The 21890-nt window shown below is 69.6% G+C and carries 18 protein-coding genes and 2 pseudogenes; 18 read left to right on the forward strand and 2 right to left on the reverse strand.

Going from position 1 to position 21890, the window contains the following annotated elements; genetic code table 11:
• Nucleotides 1–31 precede the first annotated feature (31 nt).
• From FF36_RS25485 to FF36_RS25520, 7 genes are all read left to right on the forward strand, one after another.
• Nucleotides 32–916 carry a helix-turn-helix transcriptional regulator gene (locus FF36_RS25485; protein ID WP_206778479.1) on the forward strand — a complete coding sequence of 295 codons (885 nt, stop codon included), beginning with the start codon at nt 32–34 and terminating at the stop codon, nt 914–916.
• Nucleotides 917–1032: 116 nt separating this feature from the next.
• On the forward strand, nt 1033–1323 hold the full coding sequence (locus FF36_RS25490) for a nucleotidyltransferase family protein (RefSeq protein WP_242419539.1): 291 nt from the start codon (nt 1033–1035) through the stop codon (nt 1321–1323).
• A complete protein-coding gene (locus FF36_RS25495) occupies nt 1313–1684 on the forward strand; it encodes a HepT-like ribonuclease domain-containing protein (RefSeq protein WP_044887714.1) in 372 nt (123 codons plus the stop codon). The genes FF36_RS25490 and FF36_RS25495 overlap by 11 nt, the downstream gene beginning before the upstream one ends.
• Before the next feature lie 579 nt (nt 1685–2263).
• The gene (locus tag FF36_RS25500; RefSeq protein WP_044887715.1) at nt 2264–2551 is read left to right on the forward strand and encodes a hypothetical protein; all 288 of its coding nucleotides are present in this window, start codon (nt 2264–2266) and stop codon (nt 2549–2551) included.
• 969 nt (nt 2552–3520) lie between these two features.
• The gene (locus FF36_RS25510) at nt 3521–4726 is read left to right on the forward strand and encodes a hypothetical protein (RefSeq protein ID WP_044887717.1); all 1206 of its coding nucleotides are present in this window, start codon (nt 3521–3523) and stop codon (nt 4724–4726) included.
• A 584-nt stretch (nt 4727–5310) separates the two neighbouring features.
• Nucleotides 5311–5598 (forward strand): DUF1330 domain-containing protein, encoded by a 288-nt coding sequence (locus FF36_RS25515; RefSeq protein ID WP_044887718.1) that lies wholly within the window; start codon nt 5311–5313, stop codon nt 5596–5598.
• A 187-nt stretch (nt 5599–5785) separates the two neighbouring features.
• A complete protein-coding gene (locus tag FF36_RS25520) occupies nt 5786–6253 on the forward strand; it encodes a nuclear transport factor 2 family protein (RefSeq protein WP_044887735.1) in 468 nt (155 codons plus the stop codon).
• Nucleotides 6254–6281: 28 nt separating this feature from the next.
• Here FF36_RS25520 and FF36_RS35595 read toward each other — a convergent pair whose 3' ends face one another.
• Both FF36_RS35595 and FF36_RS25525 read right to left on the reverse strand, forming a co-directional pair.
• On the reverse strand, nt 6282–6437 hold the full coding sequence (locus tag FF36_RS35595) for a hypothetical protein (RefSeq protein ID WP_157866983.1): 156 nt from the start codon (nt 6435–6437) through the stop codon (nt 6282–6284).
• Nucleotides 6438–6770: 333 nt separating this feature from the next.
• Nucleotides 6771–7925, reverse strand: a complete 1155-nt coding sequence (locus FF36_RS25525) for a hypothetical protein (RefSeq protein ID WP_044887719.1) — start codon at nt 7923–7925, stop codon at nt 6771–6773.
• A 233-nt stretch (nt 7926–8158) separates the two neighbouring features.
• On the opposite strand from FF36_RS25525, the gene FF36_RS35090 reads away from it, so the two are divergent.
• The 11 genes and pseudogenes from FF36_RS35090 to FF36_RS25570 all read left to right on the forward strand — a co-directional run bounded on the left by FF36_RS35090 (nt 8159) and on the right by FF36_RS25570 (nt 21610).
• Complete coding sequence (locus tag FF36_RS35090; protein WP_128423386.1) at nt 8159–8380, forward strand: hypothetical protein; 222 nt, start codon at nt 8159–8161, stop codon at nt 8378–8380.
• The gene (locus FF36_RS25535; protein ID WP_044887721.1) at nt 8367–10043 is read left to right on the forward strand and encodes a dynamin family protein; all 1677 of its coding nucleotides are present in this window, start codon (nt 8367–8369) and stop codon (nt 10041–10043) included. Before FF36_RS35090 ends, FF36_RS25535 begins: the two co-directional genes overlap by 14 nt.
• Nucleotides 10040–10609 (forward strand): nucleotide exchange factor GrpE, encoded by a 570-nt coding sequence (gene grpE / locus FF36_RS31780; RefSeq protein ID WP_082122221.1) that lies wholly within the window; start codon nt 10040–10042, stop codon nt 10607–10609. Before FF36_RS25535 ends, grpE begins: the two co-directional genes overlap by 4 nt.
• Nucleotides 10610–10707: 98 nt before the next feature.
• Nucleotides 10708–12391, forward strand: a 1684-nt coding sequence (locus FF36_RS41175; protein WP_422615116.1) for a dynamin family protein, incomplete at its 3' end; no start/stop codon positions are given.
• A 188-nt stretch (nt 12392–12579) separates the two neighbouring features.
• The coding region (locus tag FF36_RS39015) for a recombinase family protein (RefSeq protein ID WP_242422856.1) at nt 12580–12838 on the forward strand (259 nt) is incomplete at its 3' end.
• 13 nt (nt 12839–12851) lie between these two features.
• A pseudogene (locus FF36_RS39025) lies at nt 12852–13155 on the forward strand (IS607 family transposase); the annotation flags it as partial.
• The gene (gene tnpB, locus FF36_RS25555; RefSeq protein WP_044887724.1) at nt 13152–14504 is read left to right on the forward strand and encodes an IS607 family element RNA-guided endonuclease TnpB; all 1353 of its coding nucleotides are present in this window, start codon (nt 13152–13154) and stop codon (nt 14502–14504) included. The pseudogene FF36_RS39025 and the gene tnpB, both read left to right, overlap by 4 nt.
• An 18-nt stretch (nt 14505–14522) precedes the next feature.
• Nucleotides 14523–16028, forward strand: a complete 1506-nt coding sequence (locus FF36_RS25560; protein ID WP_044887725.1) for an Hsp70 family protein — start codon at nt 14523–14525, stop codon at nt 16026–16028.
• 482 nt (nt 16029–16510) lie between these two features.
• Nucleotides 16511–16879, forward strand: a pseudogene (locus FF36_RS40145) (eCIS core domain-containing protein); the annotation flags it as partial.
• Between the two features lie 210 nt (nt 16880–17089).
• Complete coding sequence (locus FF36_RS36155) at nt 17090–18349, forward strand: hypothetical protein (protein ID WP_242422857.1); 1260 nt, start codon at nt 17090–17092, stop codon at nt 18347–18349.
• 315 nt (nt 18350–18664) lie between these two features.
• Nucleotides 18665–21610, forward strand: coding sequence for a helix-turn-helix transcriptional regulator (locus FF36_RS25570; RefSeq protein WP_044887726.1), 2946 nt, complete (start codon nt 18665–18667; stop codon nt 21608–21610).
• Nucleotides 21611–21890: the final 280 nt, after the last annotated feature.

Here is a 21890-nt window from a genome sequence, read left to right on the forward strand (position 1 = left end):
GGGACGGGCTTACGGCGAGGGGATGGCCACGATGGATCTGCGCACCGAGATCCGGGAGTTTCTCAGCTCGCGTCGCGCCCACATCGCACCCGAGCAGGCGGGCCTGCCCGCCTACGGCAGTAACCGTCGGGTCAAAGGTCTGCGCCGCGAGGAGGTAGCGCTACTGGCGGGGGTATCGGTCGACTACTACGTGCGCATGGAGCGCGGCAGCCTCGCCGGTGCCTCCGATGGCGTGCTCGACGCGTTGGCCTCTGCCTTGCAACTCGACGAGGCCGAGCGCGACCACCTGTTCCACCTCGCGCGCCAATCCAGGGCGCCCAGCGGCCCACGCCGGCGTAGGCATGCCGTGACGGTGCGCTCGACGCTGCAGCAGGTGCTCGACGCGATCTCCGATGCGCCGGCCTGGATCGGTAACGGCCGTTATGACGTGCTCGCCATGAATCAACTCGCTCGCGCGCTGTATTCACCGGTGCTGGCCGACCCGCGACGGCCCGCGAACACAGCGCGGTTCGTCTATCTAAGCCCCGAGGCGGCCAGAGATTTCTTTGTCGACTACGACCAAATTGCCGGTGACGTGGCCGCGAAGCTACGCATGGAAGCCGGTCGCAATCCGCACGACGAGGAGCTGATCGCCCTGGTCGGCGAACTGTCAACGTGCAGTGAGCTATTTCGGCAGCGGTGGGCATCTCAGGACGTGCGGCTGCACCGGTCCGGCCGCAAGCGTGTGCGCCATCCGATCGTGGGCCAGCTCGACTTGGACGTCGAGTCCCTGGAACTGCCCGCCGAACCCGGCCTGCACCTCAACGTCTACACCGCACCCGCGGGCACACCGACCGCTGACAATTTAGCGCTCCTGGCGTCGTGGGCGGCCACCCAACAGACGCTGGCGACCGAGCTTGAAGCACACAACGGATAGTCCAACCCCTTCAGCCGTACTGGTCAGCGGACCATGACGTGGGGCAACAATCTGCCGGAAGGTAAACACGGGAGTGAGACAAAAATCAGTGTGGACACGCGCATGAACCGTTGAAGATGGCGCTGTGGCGGCGCGATGACGCCCGACGCCGTGTCGATGACGGGCTGATCCATCACAGCGATGCCGGGCCAAGACAACTCGAACGCGATTGCGGAACCGAATCCTCGGACGTCGACCTGCTGTACGTGCTGGCGCCTGACTCGACGCTTGGCTTCGAGATCGTTGATCTCCGAGACGAGCTCGAAATGATCGTCAGTCGCCGCGTCGACCTGGTGCCCAAGTCCCGGCTGAAGTGGGTTATCCGCGATCGGGTGCTCGCGGAGGCTCGGGTCCTCTATGCGGCGTGATGAGCTGTACCTCGTCGACATGATCGAAGCCGCGGCCGCCGCGACGACGTTCGTCCGGGACGTCGACGAGACCGCGTTCGCAGCGAGCGACCTGATCCAGAGCGCCGTTCTGCAGAAGCTCCTGGTGATCGGTGAGGCGGCGGGGCGAGTCTCGCCCGAGATCCGCGCGCGCTGGCCGGGCGTGCCGGGGCGGTCCGTCACGGACTTTCGTAACATCGCCGTGCATACATACTTCGAGGTCGACTGGTCCATTGTGTGGCGCATCGCCACGACCGCGCTGCGCGAACTTCAGGAGCAACTGACCATGCTCCTCAAGGCGGAGTTCCCGCTCGTCGCCAGCCAACTCGACCAGCCGCACTGACCACGATCACGGTCACCTGGCGGCCCGGAAGTGCCCGGACCGCCAGGCGTTCGGAACGCTTGCTCTCCTCCGTGGACAATGTTCTGATCGGCACGATCACCGAGCATCGTCCCCGTTCGGGGCCCGCGTAGGCCTTGCTGGGCGACGACGCACGCATAGTCCGCCGGTGTCTACCGCGGTGCTCCCCTCGCCCGTGGCGCCGCTGAAGGCACTGATTGCCCGCCAGCGTCCCCCATCCCCATCGCGACCCAGCGAAGACGGCGTGTTTGACCTCCGCTGGGCGCGCGACGGCCGAGCACTTCGGAAGTACGGCACGGGAGTCCCCAACCGCGCTGACCCACACATCATCTGGCTGCGGATCGGCACCTATGGCATCTACCGCTGAACGTATCCGCAACTGCGGCGAGACCCGGATTTGGCCACCATCGGTTTGGAGTTGGCCTCGCGAGATGACCGCGAGAGGCCGTATGCCCCCGAGGCCTAACACCTCGGGGGGCGCGTGGCACGGGTCTACGTCGCTGCGCAAGGCTGACTCCTGCACGAACCGAACCGATCTCTGCCACCCCCAAGGAGGCACCCTTGACCGACACGAACACCTACGTGCATGTCGACGCTGACACCCGCGAGGTCCGCATCGTCCGCGGTGAGGCCGACAAGGTAGGCGCCATCATCGGCCACCTCGACGCGATCTACCTCACGCCGGGCAGCTACGCCGCCGATCAGGCGGCTGGCTTCCCCGCTCTCGGCGAGGCCACCGACAACCTACTCTCGACCCTTGAAGTCCGCCACGTCAGCGACTGGAGCCCTGTCGGCCAGGGCCTGTACGCCGTGGTCGTTGAGACCGTGCCGGTGCCGACGGCCGGCTGACCCGCCCGAGACCACGAGCGCCCCGGCCTGGATACCAGGTCGGGGACGTCCGCTCGCCCGGAACCCGCGGCCAGTCTGGCCCGATTGGCGCTCGGATGGTCCTATGGCCGATGTCCGGCCTTGCCGGTGCGCCCAGGACGGGGAACGATGCATCCCGAAAAGCCAGACCGACCGGATGGCCCGCTGCCATGCTGCACTCACACCCTCCAGGCGCGAAATCATTGCAGCGCCGACGGCCTGCGATCCAGCGAATCGAGGCAGCGCATCCGCGAATGTCGAATCGCGTGCCGATCAGAAGCGCCACGACCGAGAGGTCGACCGCCGGGGTTACGAGGGACGCGACGTAGGTTGGCATCCCGAGACGGATACCGAGCGTCGCCGCGTTCCCGAACGCGAACAGGAACGTCAGCCCGACCAGATATTCTCGGCCGCGGCCCTCGCGGCGGCCCGATCAGCATCAGCAAAGACCGAGGTGCAGACGTCACCGGTGAAGTGGACGGAGGCGTGGCCAAGGAGCTCGGAGACAATCTTGAGGTCGCAGGTGACGCGGTAGGGGATCGACGGCGGGACGGTCGGAGCCCGGAGGCTTCGGCCTGACTGTGCCCACGCATGGTCCGCCGCACAGAGCGGATGGCCTCTGATCTGGGTAAACAGTGCCGATACCGAGCATCTCGGCCTCTGTGACGTCAGCCCCGACGAGTCCCAGGCGGCGCTGGAAGCCGCCCGCCAGAAGGCTGATGGCTGATGGCTGAACAAGATGTCTCCCCGCTGCTCGATACGTGCCTACTCGTGCCCAGCAGGGCCTGCGACGTGCCGCTCGGTTCGTGCGCGTTGAGGAATAGCGGGCGCTGATTCCATACCAGACCGGAGCATCCCATCACCTAGATGGACATAAGGTCTCGAACGCCCATCGCCGAGCCGCTTGCTCTCCTACTCTTTGGCCGACGGGTCCTGACAGGAGGAGTCACCTTGCTGCTTCCCCCTCAACCGGCTGGCGGAACGCTCACGCACCGCTCGCACACCGGGGCGACCAACATCGGCAAGGCCGACATCAGCGGAGACGTCTACTGCGAAGTGAGTGGCCTCTATTATGCCATTCATCTGAGCAAGCAGGCGGTTGTCTGGATCGGCGGCATGGACAAGCTCTTCGATCAGTTCCTGAAAGCGGCCATGGAGGGGCTCGAGGAGCTCGCGCCGCTCTTCGAGGCGGTTAAGGCGTATATTGATGTCGAGGTGGAGTCGATCAAGGCGGTTTCGGACCAGGTGTCGGACGGAAGGGTCAAACTGGAGGGGTGGATTCCCGATCCTGCCGTGATGCCGGTGCCGGACGAGGGCTACGTCCCGCCGGGAGGATGGAACCCTCCGGACCCCGTGAACGGCCTGCGGTGGTGGACCGTGAACTCCATCAACCTCTACAAGAACCGTTGGACTTTCACTGCCACCAATTCGAATCCGGACGAGTCCGTGTCGTCGGTCTACTTCTCCACGGGGTATGACGGGAACTCCATGCACACCAACCCGGAGGATTTCAGGGGCACCTATGGATGGTCCTGCCTCAAGGACTACAAGCAGTTTGACAGTGGGCTGGATACCTGCACCTTCGTCCCCCGCACCGGGATGTGGTGGCTGTTCAACGACACCTACTGTGTGCGAACGGACGGTAACGGAACCTCGGTCACCTGGTCGCCGTCGAAATTGACGGATACCTGGAGGGGGCTCAGCCGGATCGACAGCGGAGAGTTCGGCGAGGAAGAGAAAGAGCAGTGGGCCAACGGCATCTCCTGTGCCACGGCCTTCGGCGACTCCTACCTGTTCATCGCGGGAAACCGGGTCGTCCTGCTCGATGCGAGCAGCGGAGATATGCTGCCCATGGGGCCCTGGGCCAGTCCTCTGGGTGTGACTGACATATGGCCGGCTCTCGCGGACCTGCCAGATGCCGGCATCATGGACGGCCAAGGGCCGAAAGCCGTGTACTGGGACGTCAGCGGCGACGTGACGATGGTGTTCTTGGTCTTCCATAGCACACTCTTCACCAATCGCTCCGACTACAGTGACCCGAGTGGTTTCATGTACAGCTACATAGCGTGCCCATCCGACACGGCGAGCTCGTACTACAGCTGGAACGCCATGTTTGACTACCTGAACGGCCCATGGCCGTACCCCAGGTGCGATTGACCGGCGTCGCCCCGGGGTGACGCCACCTCCGGCCGGCGCGGCGCGCAGGACGCCGGCTGTCGATCCATACTCGCCGACTGGCTCTCCGGAGTCACGCTGACGTCGGCGTCAAGCGGCTTCAGCCCGACGACGATCTCACGATCGTGGTCACTCGGCGGACCGGATCCTCCGGACCCGCCAGGCGTGCGGAACGTGTGTTCGACTCTCTGGATGATGTTGCCGGCTGAGCGATCACCGGGCATCGCCCCTGGTCGGAAGTCGCGTGGAGACCGGGCGGATGGTGATCTCGGGACCCTGAACTAAGATCAAACGGTTCTTATTGTGGTGCGTTAGGTCCACCACGACAGCCTTACTCGAACCTTGGCCCGCCAGGGCAGTGCTCGGTGAGGCAGCCGAATTAGCAAGATCAGCAGAAGCGGCGTCGCCCTTCAGGGCGGTGCCGCTTTCTCCTGCCGGGGCATCGGGCGTTCCCCGGTGCGTCAGCGCATCATCGACGGCCTCACCCAGGCTCCAGGGCCTGTCCTTGGCCCGATCGTCCTGGGGCTGAGACCCGTCTGTGCGCCGTCCTCGGGCACGATGGTGTCATGACTGCCTATTGGATCAGTATCTACAAGGAGATCGTCGATGAGAGCAAGGTCGCGGCGTACGCCGAGCTGGCCGGCCCGGCGCTGCGTGCGGCCGGCGGCACCTTCGTAGCCCGGGGTCTTCCCGAGCAGACGTACGAGGCCGGGGAGAAGACCCGCACCGTGCTTATCGAGTTCGATTCGGTCGAGGCTGCCCGGACCGCACACGACAGCCCCGCCTACCAGAAGGCCCTGGCCGTCCTCGACGGCGGCGCCGTTCGTGACATGCGCATCGTGCCGGGCGTGTGACGAGTCGGGACGCTCTGGTCCGATGGCCGGCGCAGCCGGGAGACGAAGACCGGCACCGTGGCCGCCGCCCGGGCCGGGGGCTGCTCCGGACACAGGTCGTCGATGAGCTGCTCGACCGAAACCACCCGGCGGTGCGACGCTGATGATGGTCAGCGCTGCTCAGACGTTTCGACAGTGCGAGGTGACCATGGAAAGTCTTGAGGACCGTCTTCAACGGCTCGAGGACCGCGATGCGATCCATCAATTATTCGTCGATTACGGCCGGCATCTTGATCAGGGCAACTGGGAGCGGTTGGCGGCCCTGTTCGCCGAGGACGGTGAGGTCCTCCTGGGACCGATGGGGCGGGCCAAGGGACCCGAGGCCATCCAGGAACTCATGGCCCGGACCCTCACGGCCGGGCTCGGCACCTCGTTCCACATCATTTCCAGCCCCGACGTGATCCTCGCCGGTGATACCGCGACGGCGGAGGTCATGTGGACGGTGGTGGAACGGCGCCCCGACGGCGGACTGGGGATATCTCTACTCGGGCGGCACCTGGACCGACTGTCCCGGACGCCCGAGGGCTGGCGCATCCAGCGTCGGAAGGGCGATCTCCACCTGGTCGCGAAGCCACCGGCAGCGGGGGCCGCCCCATCCTCGTCGAGCGGGCCATGAGCGGGCCGAAATCCCGCCCGCGGTAAGATCAGATCGCCGCGCCGGCGTCGCGGAGCAGCTCCAGCGCGGCGTCGAGCGCGCCAGCGATCGCCGGGTCGGCAACCTCGCCCGAGATCCGGGTGAGCCGGTCGACGTCGATGCGCACCCCGGCCAGTCCGCTGGAGAGGCCCTGCGTGTGTGTCACCGCTTGCCGAGACGGCTGGGTCCGCAGACGGGTAGGAAGAGTAACCATCCAGTCCGGGGTGGACCTTGCGGGCAGCCGCACGCAGAGTAACCTCCGTCCGCCCCCAGTGATCAAGCGGGAAGGCCCTCCGGGTACCCGGTCGGTACCCGGAGCGGTTCCACTTCTGGGCGATTTCGACCGATTTCCGGCGATCATTTCTCGCTTGAGAACCATTGTGAGACAGCGGTTTCAGCTATTTTCGATCTTCGTCCGCGGGGCAGGGTGCCACTTACCAGCAGGAGGCGGCAGTCAGGGGCCGGGCCAGCGTGGCTCGGTGTGGGCCCGGCCGGCGGATCAGCTGTCCGGCGGCGTCATCGGCGCCGACGGGACGTCGAAGTAGCCGATGATGTCGGCCCCGCGGATAGCCAGGTCGCGGTCGGTGAATCCGTCGAGCCGTTCGGCGTCGCGGGCCAGCACCGTCGCCCCGCCCTTGTCGACCAGCATCACGGAGATCCGGGTCGTGATCCCGGGATAGCCGGGGTAGCCCACGACGCCGCGCGGCCCGCGAAAGCAGAGCTGGTCGGAGACCGTGAGCACGTCCCCGGGGTAGTAGCGGCCGTTGCCCGGGTTGTGCCGGGGCGTCGAGTCGGTCGTGCCGGGATCGGCCCAGCCGGCGCCGACGAGTTCCTTGCCGGCCGGCACCGGTGCCGACAGCCGGCCGCCTACCTCCAACGACGGGTTCCAGGAGGCGTAGTAGGTGTAGGAGGCATCGGAGACCCGCACGCCGTACTGGTCGGAGCCCCGCTGGTCGACAACGGTCGCTGTCGTCTTGAGTGGCAGGTTGTAGCAGCCGTGTGGGCCAGCCGCGGTGGGCGGGGCCGGCGTGGCGGTCGGGGCGGTGCCGCCGCCGAACAGCAGCGCGCCCAGGCCGATGCCGGCGCCGAGACCCACCCCGAGCAGGCCGATCGCCGCGCCGATCAGCGTCCGGGTCGGTCGCGCCGGCCGCCCCTCTCCGGGCCGCCTCTCTCCGGGCTGCCCCTTGTCGGGCTGCCTCTCGCCAGGTCGCCTCTCTCCGGGCTGCCTCTCGCCAGGCCACGCCGGGTCGGGCTCGGCCGGATCGGCGGGTGACGGGTCCGCGACGACCGTCGCCGGCGTCTCGTCCGGGCTCCGGCCGGTCTCGCGTTCGGGTGCGGTTCCCGTTTCGGCTCCGGCCGGCCCGGCTGCGGGCTCCGGTCCCAGCCCGGCCGTGCGCTGTAGCCGGTGCCAGGCGGCCAACCAGGCCGTGCGTCGGGCCGGGTCGAAGGCCTCGACGATGCGGGTCACCGAGTGTTCGGTGAGCCGACGGCGCCGGTTGCGCAGGTCGTTGATGGTGGTCTTGGACAGGCCGGTCCGTGACTCGACCGACCGGTCGTTGGACCGCCCCCACAGGCCGGTGATCGCTTCGTGCAGATCCTGGTAGCTGGAGACCCCGTCCGGGTCCTCCGGCGATGTTTCCCCCGTGTGCGACATCGCTTCCGTTCCTCGGTGGGCTGCGGACTTCCCCCAGCGTCGTCCGTCCGCTCAGTGACGTCGGCGATTCCTCCCGTTCCGGCTGTCCTGGAAGGACAGGACGGGACAACCGGTACTCATCATGCCGATGAACTGCGGCTCCGGGAACCGCTGTCCTGGTTACGGTCTTGCCCGGCCCGGCTGACCGGGGGGTGGTCGGGCCACACGACATCAAGGGCGCGGAGGGCGGCCACATGAGCGATCTGGACGACGTCGAGTTCGACGACGGGGTGACGGTCACCGACCCCGACCAGGACGCGCTGGGCTATGTGTACGAGACACACGACGACTACCTGCACGGCGAGGACCCGGCCGAGCTCGAGCCGGACCACGACGACGACGCCCACAACGACGACGCCCACAACGACGACGCGTGCGACGACCACTTTGACGGCCTGGGCGATGAAGACTTCTGACGGTGACGCCAGCAGCCCGGGCGGCGGCCGATTCTTCGCAGACAACGCGGACCGGCTGGCCGGGCTGGACGACGCTGAGCCGGTGGCCCGCTGCCTGCGCCAGGCTCAGGAGCGGCTGGACCAGCCGATGCGGGTCGCTGTCGCAGGCCAGCTCAAACGCGGGAAGTCGACCCTGGTCAACGCGCTGCTCGGAGAGACGGTCGCGGCGACCGGCCAGCTCGAGCTGACCTTCAACGTGAATGAGCTGGTCTACTCGGACGAGCCGGCGGCCGTCGTTCGGTACCAGGACGGCCGCTCGGTCGAGGTCGACCCGGCCGACCTGCACCGGTGGACGGTGCGTGACCCGGAGCGGCTGGCCGATCTGAGGGCGATCCGGTCGGTCGAACTCGGGCTCCCGCACCGGCTGCTGCGGACCTTCCGCCTGGTCGACACGCCCGGCCTGGGCAGTGTCGACGGGGTCGACGCTGCGAACACCCACGACGCGCTGGGCACGTACGGAGACCCCGAGGCGCAGCGGCGGGCCGAGACGCTGGCCACGATCGGCCGGACCGAGGCCGGCATGCACGCCGACAGCGCGGCCGAGGTGAACCGGGCGGACGCCGTGCTTTTCCTGTTCGCGCGCAGCCCGCACGAACGGGACCTGCGGGTCGTCACCGAGTTCGTCGGGTCCGGTTCGGCGGCGACGGTCACTGCGCTCAAGGCGTTCGGCGTGCTGTCGCGGTGCGACGAGTACTGGCCACCGCAGCCGGACCTGCCGGGTGACCACAACCCGATGACCTACGACCCGATGGCGGCGGCCAGCCAGATCGCCGCCCGGCTGGGCCAGCGCTCGGCGCTGGCCCGGTTGTTCTTTGCGATCGTGCCGGTGGCCGGGCTGGTGGCCGAGGGGGCGCAGACCCTGCCGGCCGCATCGTTCGACGTGCTGGCCGACCTGGCCGCCGCTGACCCGAAAAGGCTGGCCCTGCGGCTCGGCGACACCGCGTTCTTCGCCACCCGCGAATCCCTGCCCGGCATCCGGGTGCCGGTGGAGCAGCGGCGGGACCTGATCCTGCGGCTCGGTGCCTGGGGGATCCACCGGGCCTGCGGCTACCTGCGGGACGGGCTGGGCGAGGCCGAGGTGCGGCAACGGCTGTTGGCCGACAGCGGCGTCGAGCGGCTGCGTTCCCTGATCGTCGACCATTTCGGTAACCGGGCAACCTTGATCAAGATGGACGGCGGCCTGCGGGACCTGGAGAACGCGATCGTGCGGCTGCGCCGCGAGGCGCGCCAGGCTGGGCGCCCGGTGCCGGCTGCGGTCGATGCCCTGGCCGGGCGAGTGGAGAACCTGCGATCCAACGACCACAGTTTCGCCGAGCTCTCGGTCCTGTCCGCGCTCTACGCCCAGGAACTGGATCTTTCGTCGGTCGAGCGCGACGAGCTGCTGCGGGTCACCGGCGAGTACGGGCAGGAGCCGACCGCCCGGCTGGGTCTGGACCCGGCCGCGTCTGCGGCCGACCAACTCGCTGCGGCCACGGCCCGGATCCGGTGGTGGGCGGGCCGCAGCGCCGATCCGTTGCTGGACCGGGAGACGGTCCGGGCGGCGCGGACCGTCCTGCGCAGCTACGAACGGCTGGCCCACGGCGCAGCCCGGCCGAGGTCCGATGGTGAGGTGGTGGTCGGGTGAGTACCCGTCGAGTGCTGTCACCGTGGCACGAGCTGCGGGACCTGCGGAGCCGGGCCGACGGGTTGGTGGCCGACCTGACTGCGGCCCGGGCCGAGTCGAAAGCCGGTGCCGCCGCCTACGCGGAGCTGGCCGCCGACCGCGACCGTCTGGCCGCCGACCGCGACCGCTTGGCCGCCGACCGCGACCGCCTGGCAGACCTGCTGGCCGCGATCGACGACGCCGGGCCGCCGGTCGTCGTCCACGACCTGATTGCCGTGGCCGACAACCTGGTCGACCTGACCGATGACGAGGCGATCGCCGACCCCGCGGCCGCGGCCGCGTTCGCCCGCTGGATCACCCAGCGGGTCGGCACCATGATCAGCCACTGCGAGGTGACCTGGGTCGCCGACGAGGGACCGTTTGATCCGGCCCGGCACGAGGCCGTCGCGTCCCGGCCGGCGCCGGATGCCGGACACCAGGGCCGCATCGCCGAGACCGTTCGACCCGGCTACCTGTGGCGCGACCAGATCGTCCGCCCCCAGCAGGTGGTCGTCTACGCCGCGCCTGAGGGGAACGAGCCCGCGTGACCGACAGCGATTTCGACCAGCTCCGGGACCGGGTGCTGGCCTTCTTCCCGGAACTGCTGGACGTGGTCGGCGGTGACCTGTCCGCGGCGGCCAGGGAGATGCTCACCGCTGGGCGGGACCGGCTGGCCGCCGGGCGTTACCGGGTCGTCGTCTGCGGCGAGTTCCGGCGGGGGAAGTCCAGCCTGCTCAATGCTCTGCTGGAGCGACCGCGACTGTTCCCGGTCGACGTCGACGTGACGACCTGTGCCGTGATGACCCTGGCCTGGGGGGAGCGGGAGTCCGCCGTCGCCTGGCTACGGGACGCGACCAAGCCGGACCGGCCTTCGCGGCGGGTTGACCTGACCTTGGCCGAGGTGCGGGAGTTCGTCACCGAGCAGGCGAACCCGGGCAACCAGCGGCAGGTCGAGCTGGTCGAGATCACGGCTCCGATCCCGTCCCTGGAGACCGGGCTGGTGCTGGTCGACACGCCCGGCATAGGCAGCATGAACGCCGAGCACACCGCCGCCACCTACGCGTTCCTCCCCAACGCCGACGCCATCCTGTTCGTGACCTCGGCCATGGCGCCGCTGTCCAGCCGGGAGCTCGACTTTCTGTCTGACGCACTGGAGCGGTCGCCGGTGGTCGTCGTTGCCGTGACCATGATCGACAAAGTGGTGTCGGCCACGGCGATCGTCGACGAGGCGCGTAGGCGGGTCGCGGGCCGGACCGGGCTCGACGCGGACGAGCTGCTGGTGGTCGCGCTGTCGTCGGCCCGCCGGCAGCAGGCCACCGCCGAGCCGGACGAGGAGCTGACGGCCGAGCTGGTCGCCGAGTCCGGCTTCCCCGAGCTGGAAGCCGAGCTCTGGGGCGGTCTGGCGGCGGGCTGTGGGGCGGCCCAGCTCGGCTGGGCCCTGGACGCCCTCGACAGCGCGCTGGCGCTGGGTGCGGCTCCGGTCGCCAACGAGCTGGCCGCGCTGGCTGCCGGTGGTGAGCCCAAGAAGATCGAGGCAGAGCTGGTCGCGGCGACCGAGCAGGCCCGGCGACTCCAGTCGGACACCGCCGGCTGGCGGGAGGAGCTCGCCCACGCGTTGCGCACCGAGTCCCGGCCGGTGCGCCGCCGGCTCGACGAGGACTTCGAGGCGATCCGGACCCAGATCCACGATGCGGTCAAGGCCGACGCCGACCCGGACGCGCTGGTCGGCAGCGTCAGCGCGACGATGGTCGACGCGGTGAACGCGGCCAACGGCGACCTGATGCGGCTGGCTGAGTATGTCTGCGCCGATTTCGCCACGCGGACGGCGCTGACCCTGACCGCGCCGGCGGCGTCCGGCAGCGGGTTCACGGCCCGGGTGTCGGCCCCGCACCTGACCGTGTCGGCCGGTTCGACCGGGCTGCGGAAGGCGTCGCGGGCCGTCCAGGCCGGGCGGATGTTCTACACCGGCGGCGCGGTGGGCGGAGCGCTTGTCGGCACGGCCGTGATGCCGGGCATCGGCACCGTCATCGGAGGAGCCCTCGGCGCGCTGTTCGGCCTGATCTCCGGTTCGGTCGCCGGCTACCGGGAGACCGTGCAGGCCGACGATGAGCGGGCGGCGCAGGAGCGGCGTTCCCAGCTCCGGTCTCACCTCGACCAGACCGTCCGGACCAACCGCGAGCGGGCCCTGCGCACGTTCGACGAGGCCCTGACCGACATCACCCATGTGGTCCGCCAGGAGCTCAACCAGCAGGTCACGCTCGCCCGGGAGTCGCTGAACCAGTCGGTCGGGCGGCTACGCGAGAACAAGAAGCGGTCCGAACGCGACCTGGNCCGGCGACAGGCCGAACTCGAGCAACGCCAAGCCGGCTACGAGACGCTCCGGGCCCGGCTGGACGGCCTGCGCGCGGCGGCCGGACACCTGCGCCGACCGTCGCGGCCGGCGCCAACGGACGACAAGAACACGGCGCACGACGGGGGTGCCAACTGCTGCGGTTTGAGTGCGCAGTATGATGCATGAGTGAACTTGAAGCAGTGGGCTGAGCGTGAGGGCGTGCACCACGTCACCGCGTACCGCTGGTTCCGGGAAGGCAAGCTGCCGGTACCGGCCCGCCGAGTGGGCCGGCTGATCCTTGTAGAGCCTGATGCCGCCGAACGGCCGGCCGGGCTGGCCGCCGTGTACGCCCGGGTGTCGTCCGCTGACCAGAAACCGGACCTGGACCGGCAGGTCGCCCGGGTCACCGCTTGGGCTACAGGGCGGGGTCTTCCTGTCGACCGGGNGGTCACCGAGGNGGGTTCGGCGCTGAACGGCCACCGGAGGAAGTTCCTCGCCCTGCTGCGTGACCCGGGCGTGTCCACGATCGTCGTGGAGCATCGCGACCGGTTCGCCCGGTTCGGTGCCGAGTATGTTGAGGCCGCGCTTGCGGCGAACGGCCGCGAGCTGCTGGTGGTCGACCCGGCCGAGGTCGATGACGATCTGGTCCGGGACATGACCGAGATCCTTACCTCGATGTGCGCCCGGCTGTACGGCCGTCGTGCCGCCGCGAACCGGGCCCAGCGTGCGGTCGCTGAGGCGACGAGAGACGGCCCGGCGTGAAGGCGTTGCAGGCGTACCGGTTCGCTCTTGACCCGAACCAGGTCCAGCTCGCCGGCCTGCGCCGGCACGCCGGGGCGGCTCGGTTTGCCTACAACTGGGGTCTGGCCCGGGTGAAGGCCGCGCTGTCGCAGCGCACCGCCGAGCAGTCCTACGGCCTGACCGGCGATCTGCTCACCCCGGTCCCGTGGACGCTGCCCGCGCTGCGCCTCGCCTGGAACGCGGCGAAGAACGACGTCGCCCCGTGGTGGGGCGAGTGCTCGAAGGAGGCGTTCTCCGCCGGCCTCGACCAACTTGCCCGTGGGCTGAAGAACGTCACCGACTCCCGGAAAGGGAAACGGAAGGGCCGACAGGTCGGCTTCCCCCGGTTCAAAAAGCGCGGGAAGGGCCGCGACTCGTTCCGTTACACGACCGGCGCCTACGGCCCAGCCAGCGAGACGTCCGTGAAGCTGCCCCGGATCGGCCGGGTCAACGTCTACGAGCCGATGGCCGCGCTCGCGTCCCGGCTGGCCGACGGGCGGGCGCGGCTGCTCGGCGCGACCGTGTCCCGCACGGCCGCCCGCTGGTTCGTCTCGTTCACCGTTGAGGTCGAACGCGAGATCCCCGCCCGGCCGTCCTGGCGGCAGCGCACGGGCGGCCCGGTCGGGGTCGACCTGGGAGTGAAGACCCTCGCCGTCCTGTCGACCGGACAGAGCGTGGCCAACCCGAAGCACTACCAGCGGGCCGAACGGAAACTGCGCCGGGCGTCGCGGGCCTACGCCCGGTCGAAGCCCAGCTCCGCCGGCCGCCGCCAGCGCGCCGCCGCGCTCGCCCACGTCCAGAACCGGATCGCCGACCAGCGCCGCGATGGCCTGCACAAGCTCACGACCCGGCTCGCCCGGTCCCACGACGTGATCGTGATCGAGGATCTCCACGTGGCCGGGATGGTCCGCAACCGCCGGCTCGCGAAGGCCGTCGCGACCGCCGGGTTCGCCGAGATCCGCCGTCAGCTCGCTTACAAGACCGGCTGGTACGGCTCGACCCTCGTCGTCGCGGACCGCTGGTACCCGTCGTCGAAGACCTGTTCCGGCTGTGGCTGGCGAAACCCAAGCCTGACGCTGTCGGACCGCATGTTCCACTGCCAGTCCTGCCGGCTGGTCCTCGACCGCGACACCAACGCCGCGATCAACCTCAAACACCTCGTCGCCGCCAGTGCGGTGGAGACGAAAAACGCCCGCGGAGCCGACCGTAAGACCGCGTTCGCGCGGCAGGTGGCTGTGAAACGGGAACCCGGCACGGCTGCGGCCGGTCAGACCGGGAGCGCCACCACATCGACGGTGGCTGCGAGACGAAGGCTCACTCATGCTTCATGACTCGCAACGGGATGAGCTGTGGCACTGGTGTACGGGATCGACTTCGGGATGTCGACTTCGGCGATCATGGTTGGTCGGCCGGGCGGCGATGTGGTGACCATCCAGGACCCGGCCGACCGCAGCCGCGTCTCCATGCCGACGGCGGTCTTCCTTGGCCCGGACGGCACGATAGCGGTCGGCGAGCGGGCCCGGCGGATGCGCCACACCCGTATCGAGGCCTACCGGGACGGGTTCAAGGGCGACATCGCGGACCGCACGCCGAAGCGGCTCGGCGACCAGGAGCTGACCAACGTCGAGCTGGTCAGCGAGGTGCTGCGGCATCTGCGTCACCTGGCCGCGGAGAAGGTACCGGGCAAGGTGAAGCGGGTCTGCATCACCGTGCCGGTGTCGTGGGAGCACCAGCGGCGGCGGCTGATGTTGGACGCGGCGGGCGCGGCCGGCTTCGACCCCGCCGTCCTGCGACTGGTTCCCGAGCCGGTGGCCGGGGCCGAGCACGCCTTCGGTACCGACGACTTCAGCGGGCCGGGAAGGATCCTCGTCTACGACTTCGGCGGTGGGACGTTCGACTGCGCGGTCGTCGAGCAGCAGGCGGACGGCACCCGGGAGGCGCTGGGGACCAAGGGCCTCGACGTCGGCGGGAGCGACATCGACCGTGACCTGCTCGCCCACCTCGCCGTCACCTACCCGCCGATCAAGGAGCTCCTCGCGTCGGACGCGTTGGATGTCCTACGGCAACGGCTCGACCTGCGGGACCGGGCCGAACGGCTGAAGCGGGAGCTGTCCACCCGGAAGTCGGTCACGGAACTGGTCGGGCAGACAAAGCCGCCGACCATGGTTGAGCTGACGCGCTACCGCGTGGACGAAATCGCCGGCCGGTACGTCCGGGAGACGATCGACACCTGCGAGGGCCTGCTGGCCGACCTGGGTCTGGGCTGGCGCGACGTCGACGCGGTAGCGCCGGTCGGCGGCAGTTCGATGAGCCCGCTGGTCGGGCGGGAACTGGCCCGACGGTCCGGGCGCCGGGTGCTCAAGGTCGACGAGCCCGACCTGGCGGTGGTGCGGGGCGCGACGTTGACCGCCCGTCGGATGATCGCTCCCAAGCCTGTGATCACGTCCAAGCCGGGCGCGGCCAGCGCCGACGCGGCCCCGTCGGCGACCACTGGTCCGGCGGTCAAGCCGACGCCGCCGGAGCCGTTCCGGGCCGGAACCCACGAGCGGCCGAAGATCTCCACCCCGCCGGTGTCCCGGCCGAAACCCCCCTCCCCGTCGGTACCCAGTTCCCCGTCGGTACCCGGTTCCCCGTCGGTACCCGGTTCCCCGTCGGTACCCGGTTCCCCGTCAGGTTCGTCGTCCTTCGACCGCCTCAAGACCGTCCTCGGCTTTGTCGTGGGTGCTGTGCTCGCCGTGGTGGCGCTGACCATCCTCGGCGGTCTGATCGGCGTCACGCCGCCCGGCGCGCTGTACGTCATCGCGGCAATCGGAGTCGGGACCTTCTTCGGCGAGAACTTCGGCCGACGCGGCTGACGGTGAGCTTCATGCCCGCTACGTGAAGACGAGAGCGGGCCGATCGCCCGTATCGCGTCGCCTGCTTCCACCGGCGTCCCCCCACCCTGCCGGCGCGTCTCGAACCGGGGCAAAAACGACTTCGCCAGCTCCCACAGATCACTCGGGACCAGCCGCCCGGCGAGGCTGCTCGCCAACACATCCATGATCGAATCTATATCCGGAGGTCCACGCAAGACACGCTCTTACCCCAGGATTGGTGTGTCGACCCGTGGCGCGGCGGCGCTGTTCGCGATGCAGAACGCCCTGCTCTGAATGGGAACCACCCGAGAGTCGACCCGGCTATGTCGTCGACCCGACTGCGGCGTCGGTGAGAAATGGCCGGCGCTGGATTTGCGGCGGGAGTACGGTTGCCGCATTCCGCCGCGTGGACTGTGGTCTGTCACCCGGGTTTGACCGGTGGCCGGGCACCGCGATGACGCCATCGGTAGGGGAGGCCCCTGATGACTCGTGAGCGGGCACCATCGGTGCCGCGGACCGCGACCGCTGGGCGGCCTCGTCCAGCCCTGGCGCGTGTCCACGCGCGGCGCTCCTTCACCCTCGGCCAGGCCGCGGCCACCGACCTGGCCGTGGCGACACCGTCGTCCGGCAACGCGTTGGACGAGGCAACCCGACGTCGAATGGAAGCGGGCTTCGCTACGGATCTCAGCGGCGTGCGGGTGCACACTGACGCCGCGGCCGCGCGAACGGCGAGCGCGCTCGGCGCGGCCGCCTTCACCCACGGCGAGCAGATTTCCTTCGCCGCCGGTCGCTACGTTCCGGGAACCGTGGCGGGCGACCACCTGATCGCGCACGAGCTCGCCCACGTCGTTCAGCAACGGCTCGGCGGGCCGGCGCCGGCGCTGGACGCCGCCGCGTCTCACGAGACGGCGGCGGATCTCCAGGCCGACCGGGTCAGCAAGGGCCAGGCGGCCAGCCATCCGGCCGACCGGGCCCAGGGAACAGCCCGTGGGGTCGCGCTCGCGCCCGGCGGCCCGAGCGGTCCGACTGGTGGCCTTCCGCCCCTCACTCCTGACGAGCTGATGGACACCATGCTCGCGCAGCGCGGATTCGGCACCAGCACGACGGGGCCGGTGTCGATCGATCCGAACCTGGTCGGCAAGCCGACGGGCTATGGCTATCGGACCTATGCGGCGATCCAGATTGTCGACGCCAGGGGAAACCAGGTCGCCGTCGGCCTTGGTGCCTACACGAGCAGGTCGACGCCGCACGGCGAGCAGGGCGCGATCGGGGCGCTCAGGGGCAGCGTCAAGCCCGGCGCCCAGACAGCGGGCGGGACCATGATGGTCGCCGTCGACCAGGTTCCCTGTCCTGAGTGCGACACAGCGCTGACGAAGGCGGCCCACGAGTTCGGGGTCGAACGCCTGGAAATCTACGTTCCCGCACGCGAGTCGATGACGGTGCCGGGCACCACGGCCAGCCCGAAGACATCCTCCACCAGCGCGTTCCAGGGCAATCGGCCGGCGACCTCCGCGCGGCTCGTGCGCGGTGTGACCCTGGGCCCGACCCCCGCGGCGGGCTCTCCCGCCGTCGGCGAACCGTCGGCCGCCCCCTCGGCGGCCGAGTCCGGCCCCGCGCCCGAGCCCAGTCCGGCAACGAAATCCGGTCCCGCGGCCAAGCCCGCGGCCAAGCCCGTGGCCGAGCCGGCGCCCGCCGCCGCTCCGAAGTCGGCGGCCCTCGAACCCACACCCACACCCACACCGAAACCGGCGGTGGCCCCGGAGCCCGCGCTCGCCCCCGAAGCCTCGCCCACGCCGACGCCCAAGAGAGGCGGCGGCGGCATCGGCGGCCTTGTCGGCGGCGTGCTGAGTATTGCGCTTCCCATCGTCGGGTGGGCACACGGCCGCGCCGTCGAAAAGCGGATCAAGGACCAGGCGGCCAAGGAGGGCTACGTGCCGTTCGACAGCCCGAGCGGACACGGAATCCTCTACGACCTCGGAGCGTGGTTCCTCGACCCGGGCAATTCGGCCGACAAGGCGGTCGGCCTTGATGGCCGGTTCAACTTCGGTGTCTGGCGCAAGAAGATCCGCGACGTCGCTGCCGCAAAGAAGCCGGGCGAGACGCTGACGATGCGGTGGGACGTCGGCCGTTGTGAACGCGACATACTCGGCAACCAGAAGATTGATCAACGAGATGTCGTCTACCGCAAGCAGGCGGACGGCCGGTGGGAGGTCGAGTCGGGCAGTGCGGCCGGAACACCCGACCTCAACGACCTCGTCTCGACCGACGTCCCTGACAGCGTGATTCGGTCAATCATCATGGCGGACCCCTGTCTGGCCTGACCAGTCGGGCCGCCGTCCGGTCAACGGCCCGGCTCAGTGACCGGTATCGGCGCGGGGGGTGCTTCGGCCGAGGTGGGATGTGCCTGAAAATCGGTGGCCGGCGGCGCGTGGACGGATACGATCGATTCGTTGGCGGCCATGTCCACGGTCGAATTCCACGGGTGGACCGCGCGTGGCGCGGAATGCCCCGAGTATCTTTGTTTCCGGCGTCACCGCGCGCATTCTGAAGGGGGTGTTCGTTGAGTACTTCACCAATTTTTGGAACTATTTACCGAAGTGACCCTCGTCGTGCCGGAAAACAGGGGTTGTGACGGGATGAATCACCTCGTCGGCAGGGACCGTGAACTGGCGGTTCTGGCCGCCCTGCTTGCCGAGACACGAACAGGTCGGCTGGGTCTGGTCGTTATCGACGGCGATGCCGGCATCGGTAAGACCGCCCTGGCACGCCGGTTCGTCGCGGGCCTGAGCGAGGAGGTCACGCTGCTGGCGGGCGCTGACGAGGCCGAGAGATCGGTCCCCTTCGGCGTCATCGAGCAGTTCGTCGCCGGGATACCGCCCGAGCGCGTGCCGCCGTCTCTCGCGGGGCTCGCTGGCCTGTCCCGCGGCGCGGAGTCGTTCCAGGCTTCGGCCAGGGTCGGTGCCGCGCTTGCCGCCGCGCTCGCGGACGGTGGGGCCGCGCTCGCGAACGGTGGCGCTGCCGATCGGGTGTTGGTCCTTGTCGTTGATGACGTCGCGTGGGCCGACGTCGCGTCGCAGCGGGCGCTGGCTTTCGCGTTACGCCGCCTGCGGCGCGAGAAGGTCCTGTGTCTGTTGACAATGCGGAGTGGTCAGAACGCCGCGCTCGCCGACGGACTGCGTCGGGTGCTGGTGGACAGCGCTGTCTGGTTGCGTCTGTCCGGACTGCCCGCGGTGGATCTTGGTCACCTCTGTCGGGCTGTTCGGGCGGTTCCGCTGTCGGCGCGCGCGGCCGAGCGGCTGCAGGAGGCCACGGTCGGCAACCCGCTGCACGCCCGGGCGTTGCTCGAGGAGTTGCCAGAGGACGTGCTGCGCGCCGACGACGACGGACCGCTACCGGCGCCCCGATCATTCGGGCTGGTGGTGCTCGCGCGCCTTACCTCCTGCCCCGAGCCGACGCGGCGGCTCGTCGTCGCCGCTTCCGTGTTGGGACAGGTCTGCTCGTTGGCCGCGGCGCTCAGGCTCGCCGAGATCGACGACGTCAGCGGGGACGGCGCCGATGGCCTGGCCGCGCTCGAACCGGCGGTCGCCTCCGGGCTGCTCGCCGAACGCCACGGCCCGCTCGGCCGACGTATCGCCTTCGCGCACCCACTGATCCGAGCGGCTGTCTACCATGACCTCGGTCCCATCCGTCGCTGTGCCCTGCACCGCGGCGCCGCCGACATCGTTGACGATCCGCGTGACACGCTTCGGCACCGGGTGGCCGCGTCGCCGCTGACCGACGACGCTCTCGCTGGTGACCTGGTGGAGGCCGCTGGGCAGGAAGCCTCCCGAGGGCGGTGGGCGGCCGTCGGCGATCTGCTCCTTGATGCCGCTCGCCTCACGTCTCATCGCCCAACCCGAGAGAGACGCTTCGTCGACGCGCTTGACGCCACGCTCCACGCTGGAGACGCCGCGCGCGCGGTGGCCCAGCTCGAGGACACGGAACCGCTCGCCGACGGCGCCCGATACCACTATCTCCACGGGCGGCTCGCGCTGGTTCGCGGCGACTACGTCGCCGGTGAGGCGAGGCTCCTGCGGGCCTGGGCGGAACTGACCGCGCCTCGAGCCGGGTCCCGGCCCCAGGTCCGATCCCGCTCCTTACCCCAGGCCGAGTCCTCGGACGCCACCGACGTCCGGACCGCGACCGCACGCGACCCCGCCATGGCGAGCGCGGTCTGCGAGGCGTTACTGATCGTCGGTCTGAGCTACGGATCATTCCGGTCGGGCGCGTCGTGGGCCCGCCGGGCCTTGCTCGCTCGACAGTTGGCCGGCGGGTCCAGCGGCGGCCAGCCCAGCAGCCTTCCCTATCTGGCGTTGACCGCCTACCTGTGGTCGGGACGCCTCGCGGACGCGCGGGCCGTTGCCGAGTCCGTCGAACGCGACGCTGCGGCTGGCGAACATCAACGGGAGTTGGCGCTGCTGGTCCGGGGGGTGTACAAGGCGTCCACCGACGAGATGGCCCAGGCCCGGACGATTCTGCGGGCCGCGGCGGAGGCGCACAACGGTGATGACCCGGCGGCGCCGGTCGGACTGGTGGCACTGGCGCATCTGGCCCTGGTCGAGTTCTGCCTGGGTGACTGGGATGACGCGCTTGCGCACGCCGAGACCGCCGCGGCGGCGGCCGTCGAGACCGGCCAGGCGTGGCTGGCGTTGTGGTGCCTGCTCGCCATGATCCAACCGCTCGCGGCGCGCGACCCCGAGGCGGCCGGCGTGCATGTGGCTCGAGTCGAGCACCTGCGTGTCGCGCTGACCGGCGGCCGTGCCGAGGAGTTTGTGCGCATCGCGCGAGCCCGCGTCGCGCATGCCCTCGGCGCGCACACTCGTGTTGTCGACGAGCTGGAATGGTTCGTCGCGCATCCGGCGGACGACCCGGTCCAACCCGTCAGTCTTCCCTGGAGGGTGTTCTACGCCGAGTCGCTGGCCTGTGTCGGTCGCATCGACGAGGCCGAGAAGATACTCGCCCCCCTCGAGCGGTCGGTCTCCCAACGGGGCATGAGCCTGACCGGGTTCGCCGCGGCGCGGGCGCGGGTCGCGATCGAATGGGCGAGTGGGCGGGCCGGAGCCGCCATGGGGGCATACGAACGCGCGGTGGCGACGACTCTCAGCGTGCGCCTGCCGTTCGACCGGGCACTACTCGATCTCACCCATGGTCGTTTTCTGAGCCGGGCGCGTCGGCTCGGCGAGGCGGCACAGGTCCTCGCCTCCGCCCGGGACATTTTCGCCTCGCTGCGCGCCACGCCGTACCTGACCTCCTGCGAGACCGCGCTGGCCGCGTGCATGGACGCCATGCCTCGGGTCAGGTCACCAACCCCAACCCCAACCTCCACACCAACGCCGGTCCTCATGCTGCCGGGCCGGGTGCGTGGTCTGACCCGGCGGGAGTCGGACGTGGCGCGCCTGGCCGGCGACGGGTTGTCGAACCAGAAGATCGCGGACGAACTGGTACTGAGCGTTCGCACGGTCGAATACCACCTGGGAAATGTCTACGCCAAGCTGGGCCTGCGTTCGCGCGCGCAACTGGCGGCTGTCCTGAATTCCCGGTAGCCAGCCGGTGTCTGTACCCGTGGTCCATAACCGCGTGAGCCGGTGGTATCACCGTGGCGACTGGTTCCCTGACGTACTAGCCTCCGTCCGACCGCGGTCTGCCTCCGGCGGAAGGAAGCCGTCATGCGGGTCGTTATCACGAGGAATTGTCAAGACCTGTGGATGGTGATCGTTAGGCGGCTTGGTTGACGGGTGTGGTGGTGGGTCGTTCGACGAGCTGGCCGGCTTCGAAGACGGCGCCGGCGCGGACGAGGGCGACGAGGTGGGGTGCGTTGACCGC

It is taken from the genome of Frankia torreyi (assembly GCF_000948395.1).
Lineage (GTDB): Bacteria > Actinomycetota > Actinomycetes > Frankiales > Frankiaceae > Frankia > Frankia torreyi.

Excerpts from the sequence above, each read along its gene's own strand:
- FF36_RS25485 (WP_206778479.1), top strand. The coding sequence starts at position 32 with ATGGATCTGCGCACCGAGATCCGGGAGTTTCTCAGCTCGCGTCGCGCC.
- FF36_RS25490 (WP_242419539.1), top strand. The coding sequence starts at position 1,033 with ATGGCGCTGTGGCGGCGCGATGACGCCCGACGCCGTGTCGATGACGGG.
- FF36_RS25495 (WP_044887714.1), top strand. The coding sequence starts at position 1,313 with ATGCGGCGTGATGAGCTGTACCTCGTCGACATGATCGAAGCCGCGGCC.
- FF36_RS25515 (WP_044887718.1), top strand. The coding sequence starts at position 5,311 with ATGACTGCCTATTGGATCAGTATCTACAAGGAGATCGTCGATGAGAGC.
- FF36_RS25520 (WP_044887735.1), top strand. The coding sequence starts at position 5,786 with ATGGAAAGTCTTGAGGACCGTCTTCAACGGCTCGAGGACCGCGATGCG.
- FF36_RS25525 (WP_044887719.1), bottom strand. The coding sequence starts at position 7,925 with ATGTCGCACACGGGGGAAACATCGCCGGAGGACCCGGACGGGGTCTCC.
- FF36_RS35090 (WP_128423386.1), top strand. The coding sequence starts at position 8,159 with ATGAGCGATCTGGACGACGTCGAGTTCGACGACGGGGTGACGGTCACC.
- FF36_RS25535 (WP_044887721.1), top strand. The coding sequence starts at position 8,367 with ATGAAGACTTCTGACGGTGACGCCAGCAGCCCGGGCGGCGGCCGATTC.
- FF36_RS36155 (WP_242422857.1), top strand. The coding sequence starts at position 17,090 with ATGGACACCATGCTCGCGCAGCGCGGATTCGGCACCAGCACGACGGGG.
- FF36_RS25570 (WP_044887726.1), top strand. The coding sequence starts at position 18,665 with ATGAATCACCTCGTCGGCAGGGACCGTGAACTGGCGGTTCTGGCCGCC.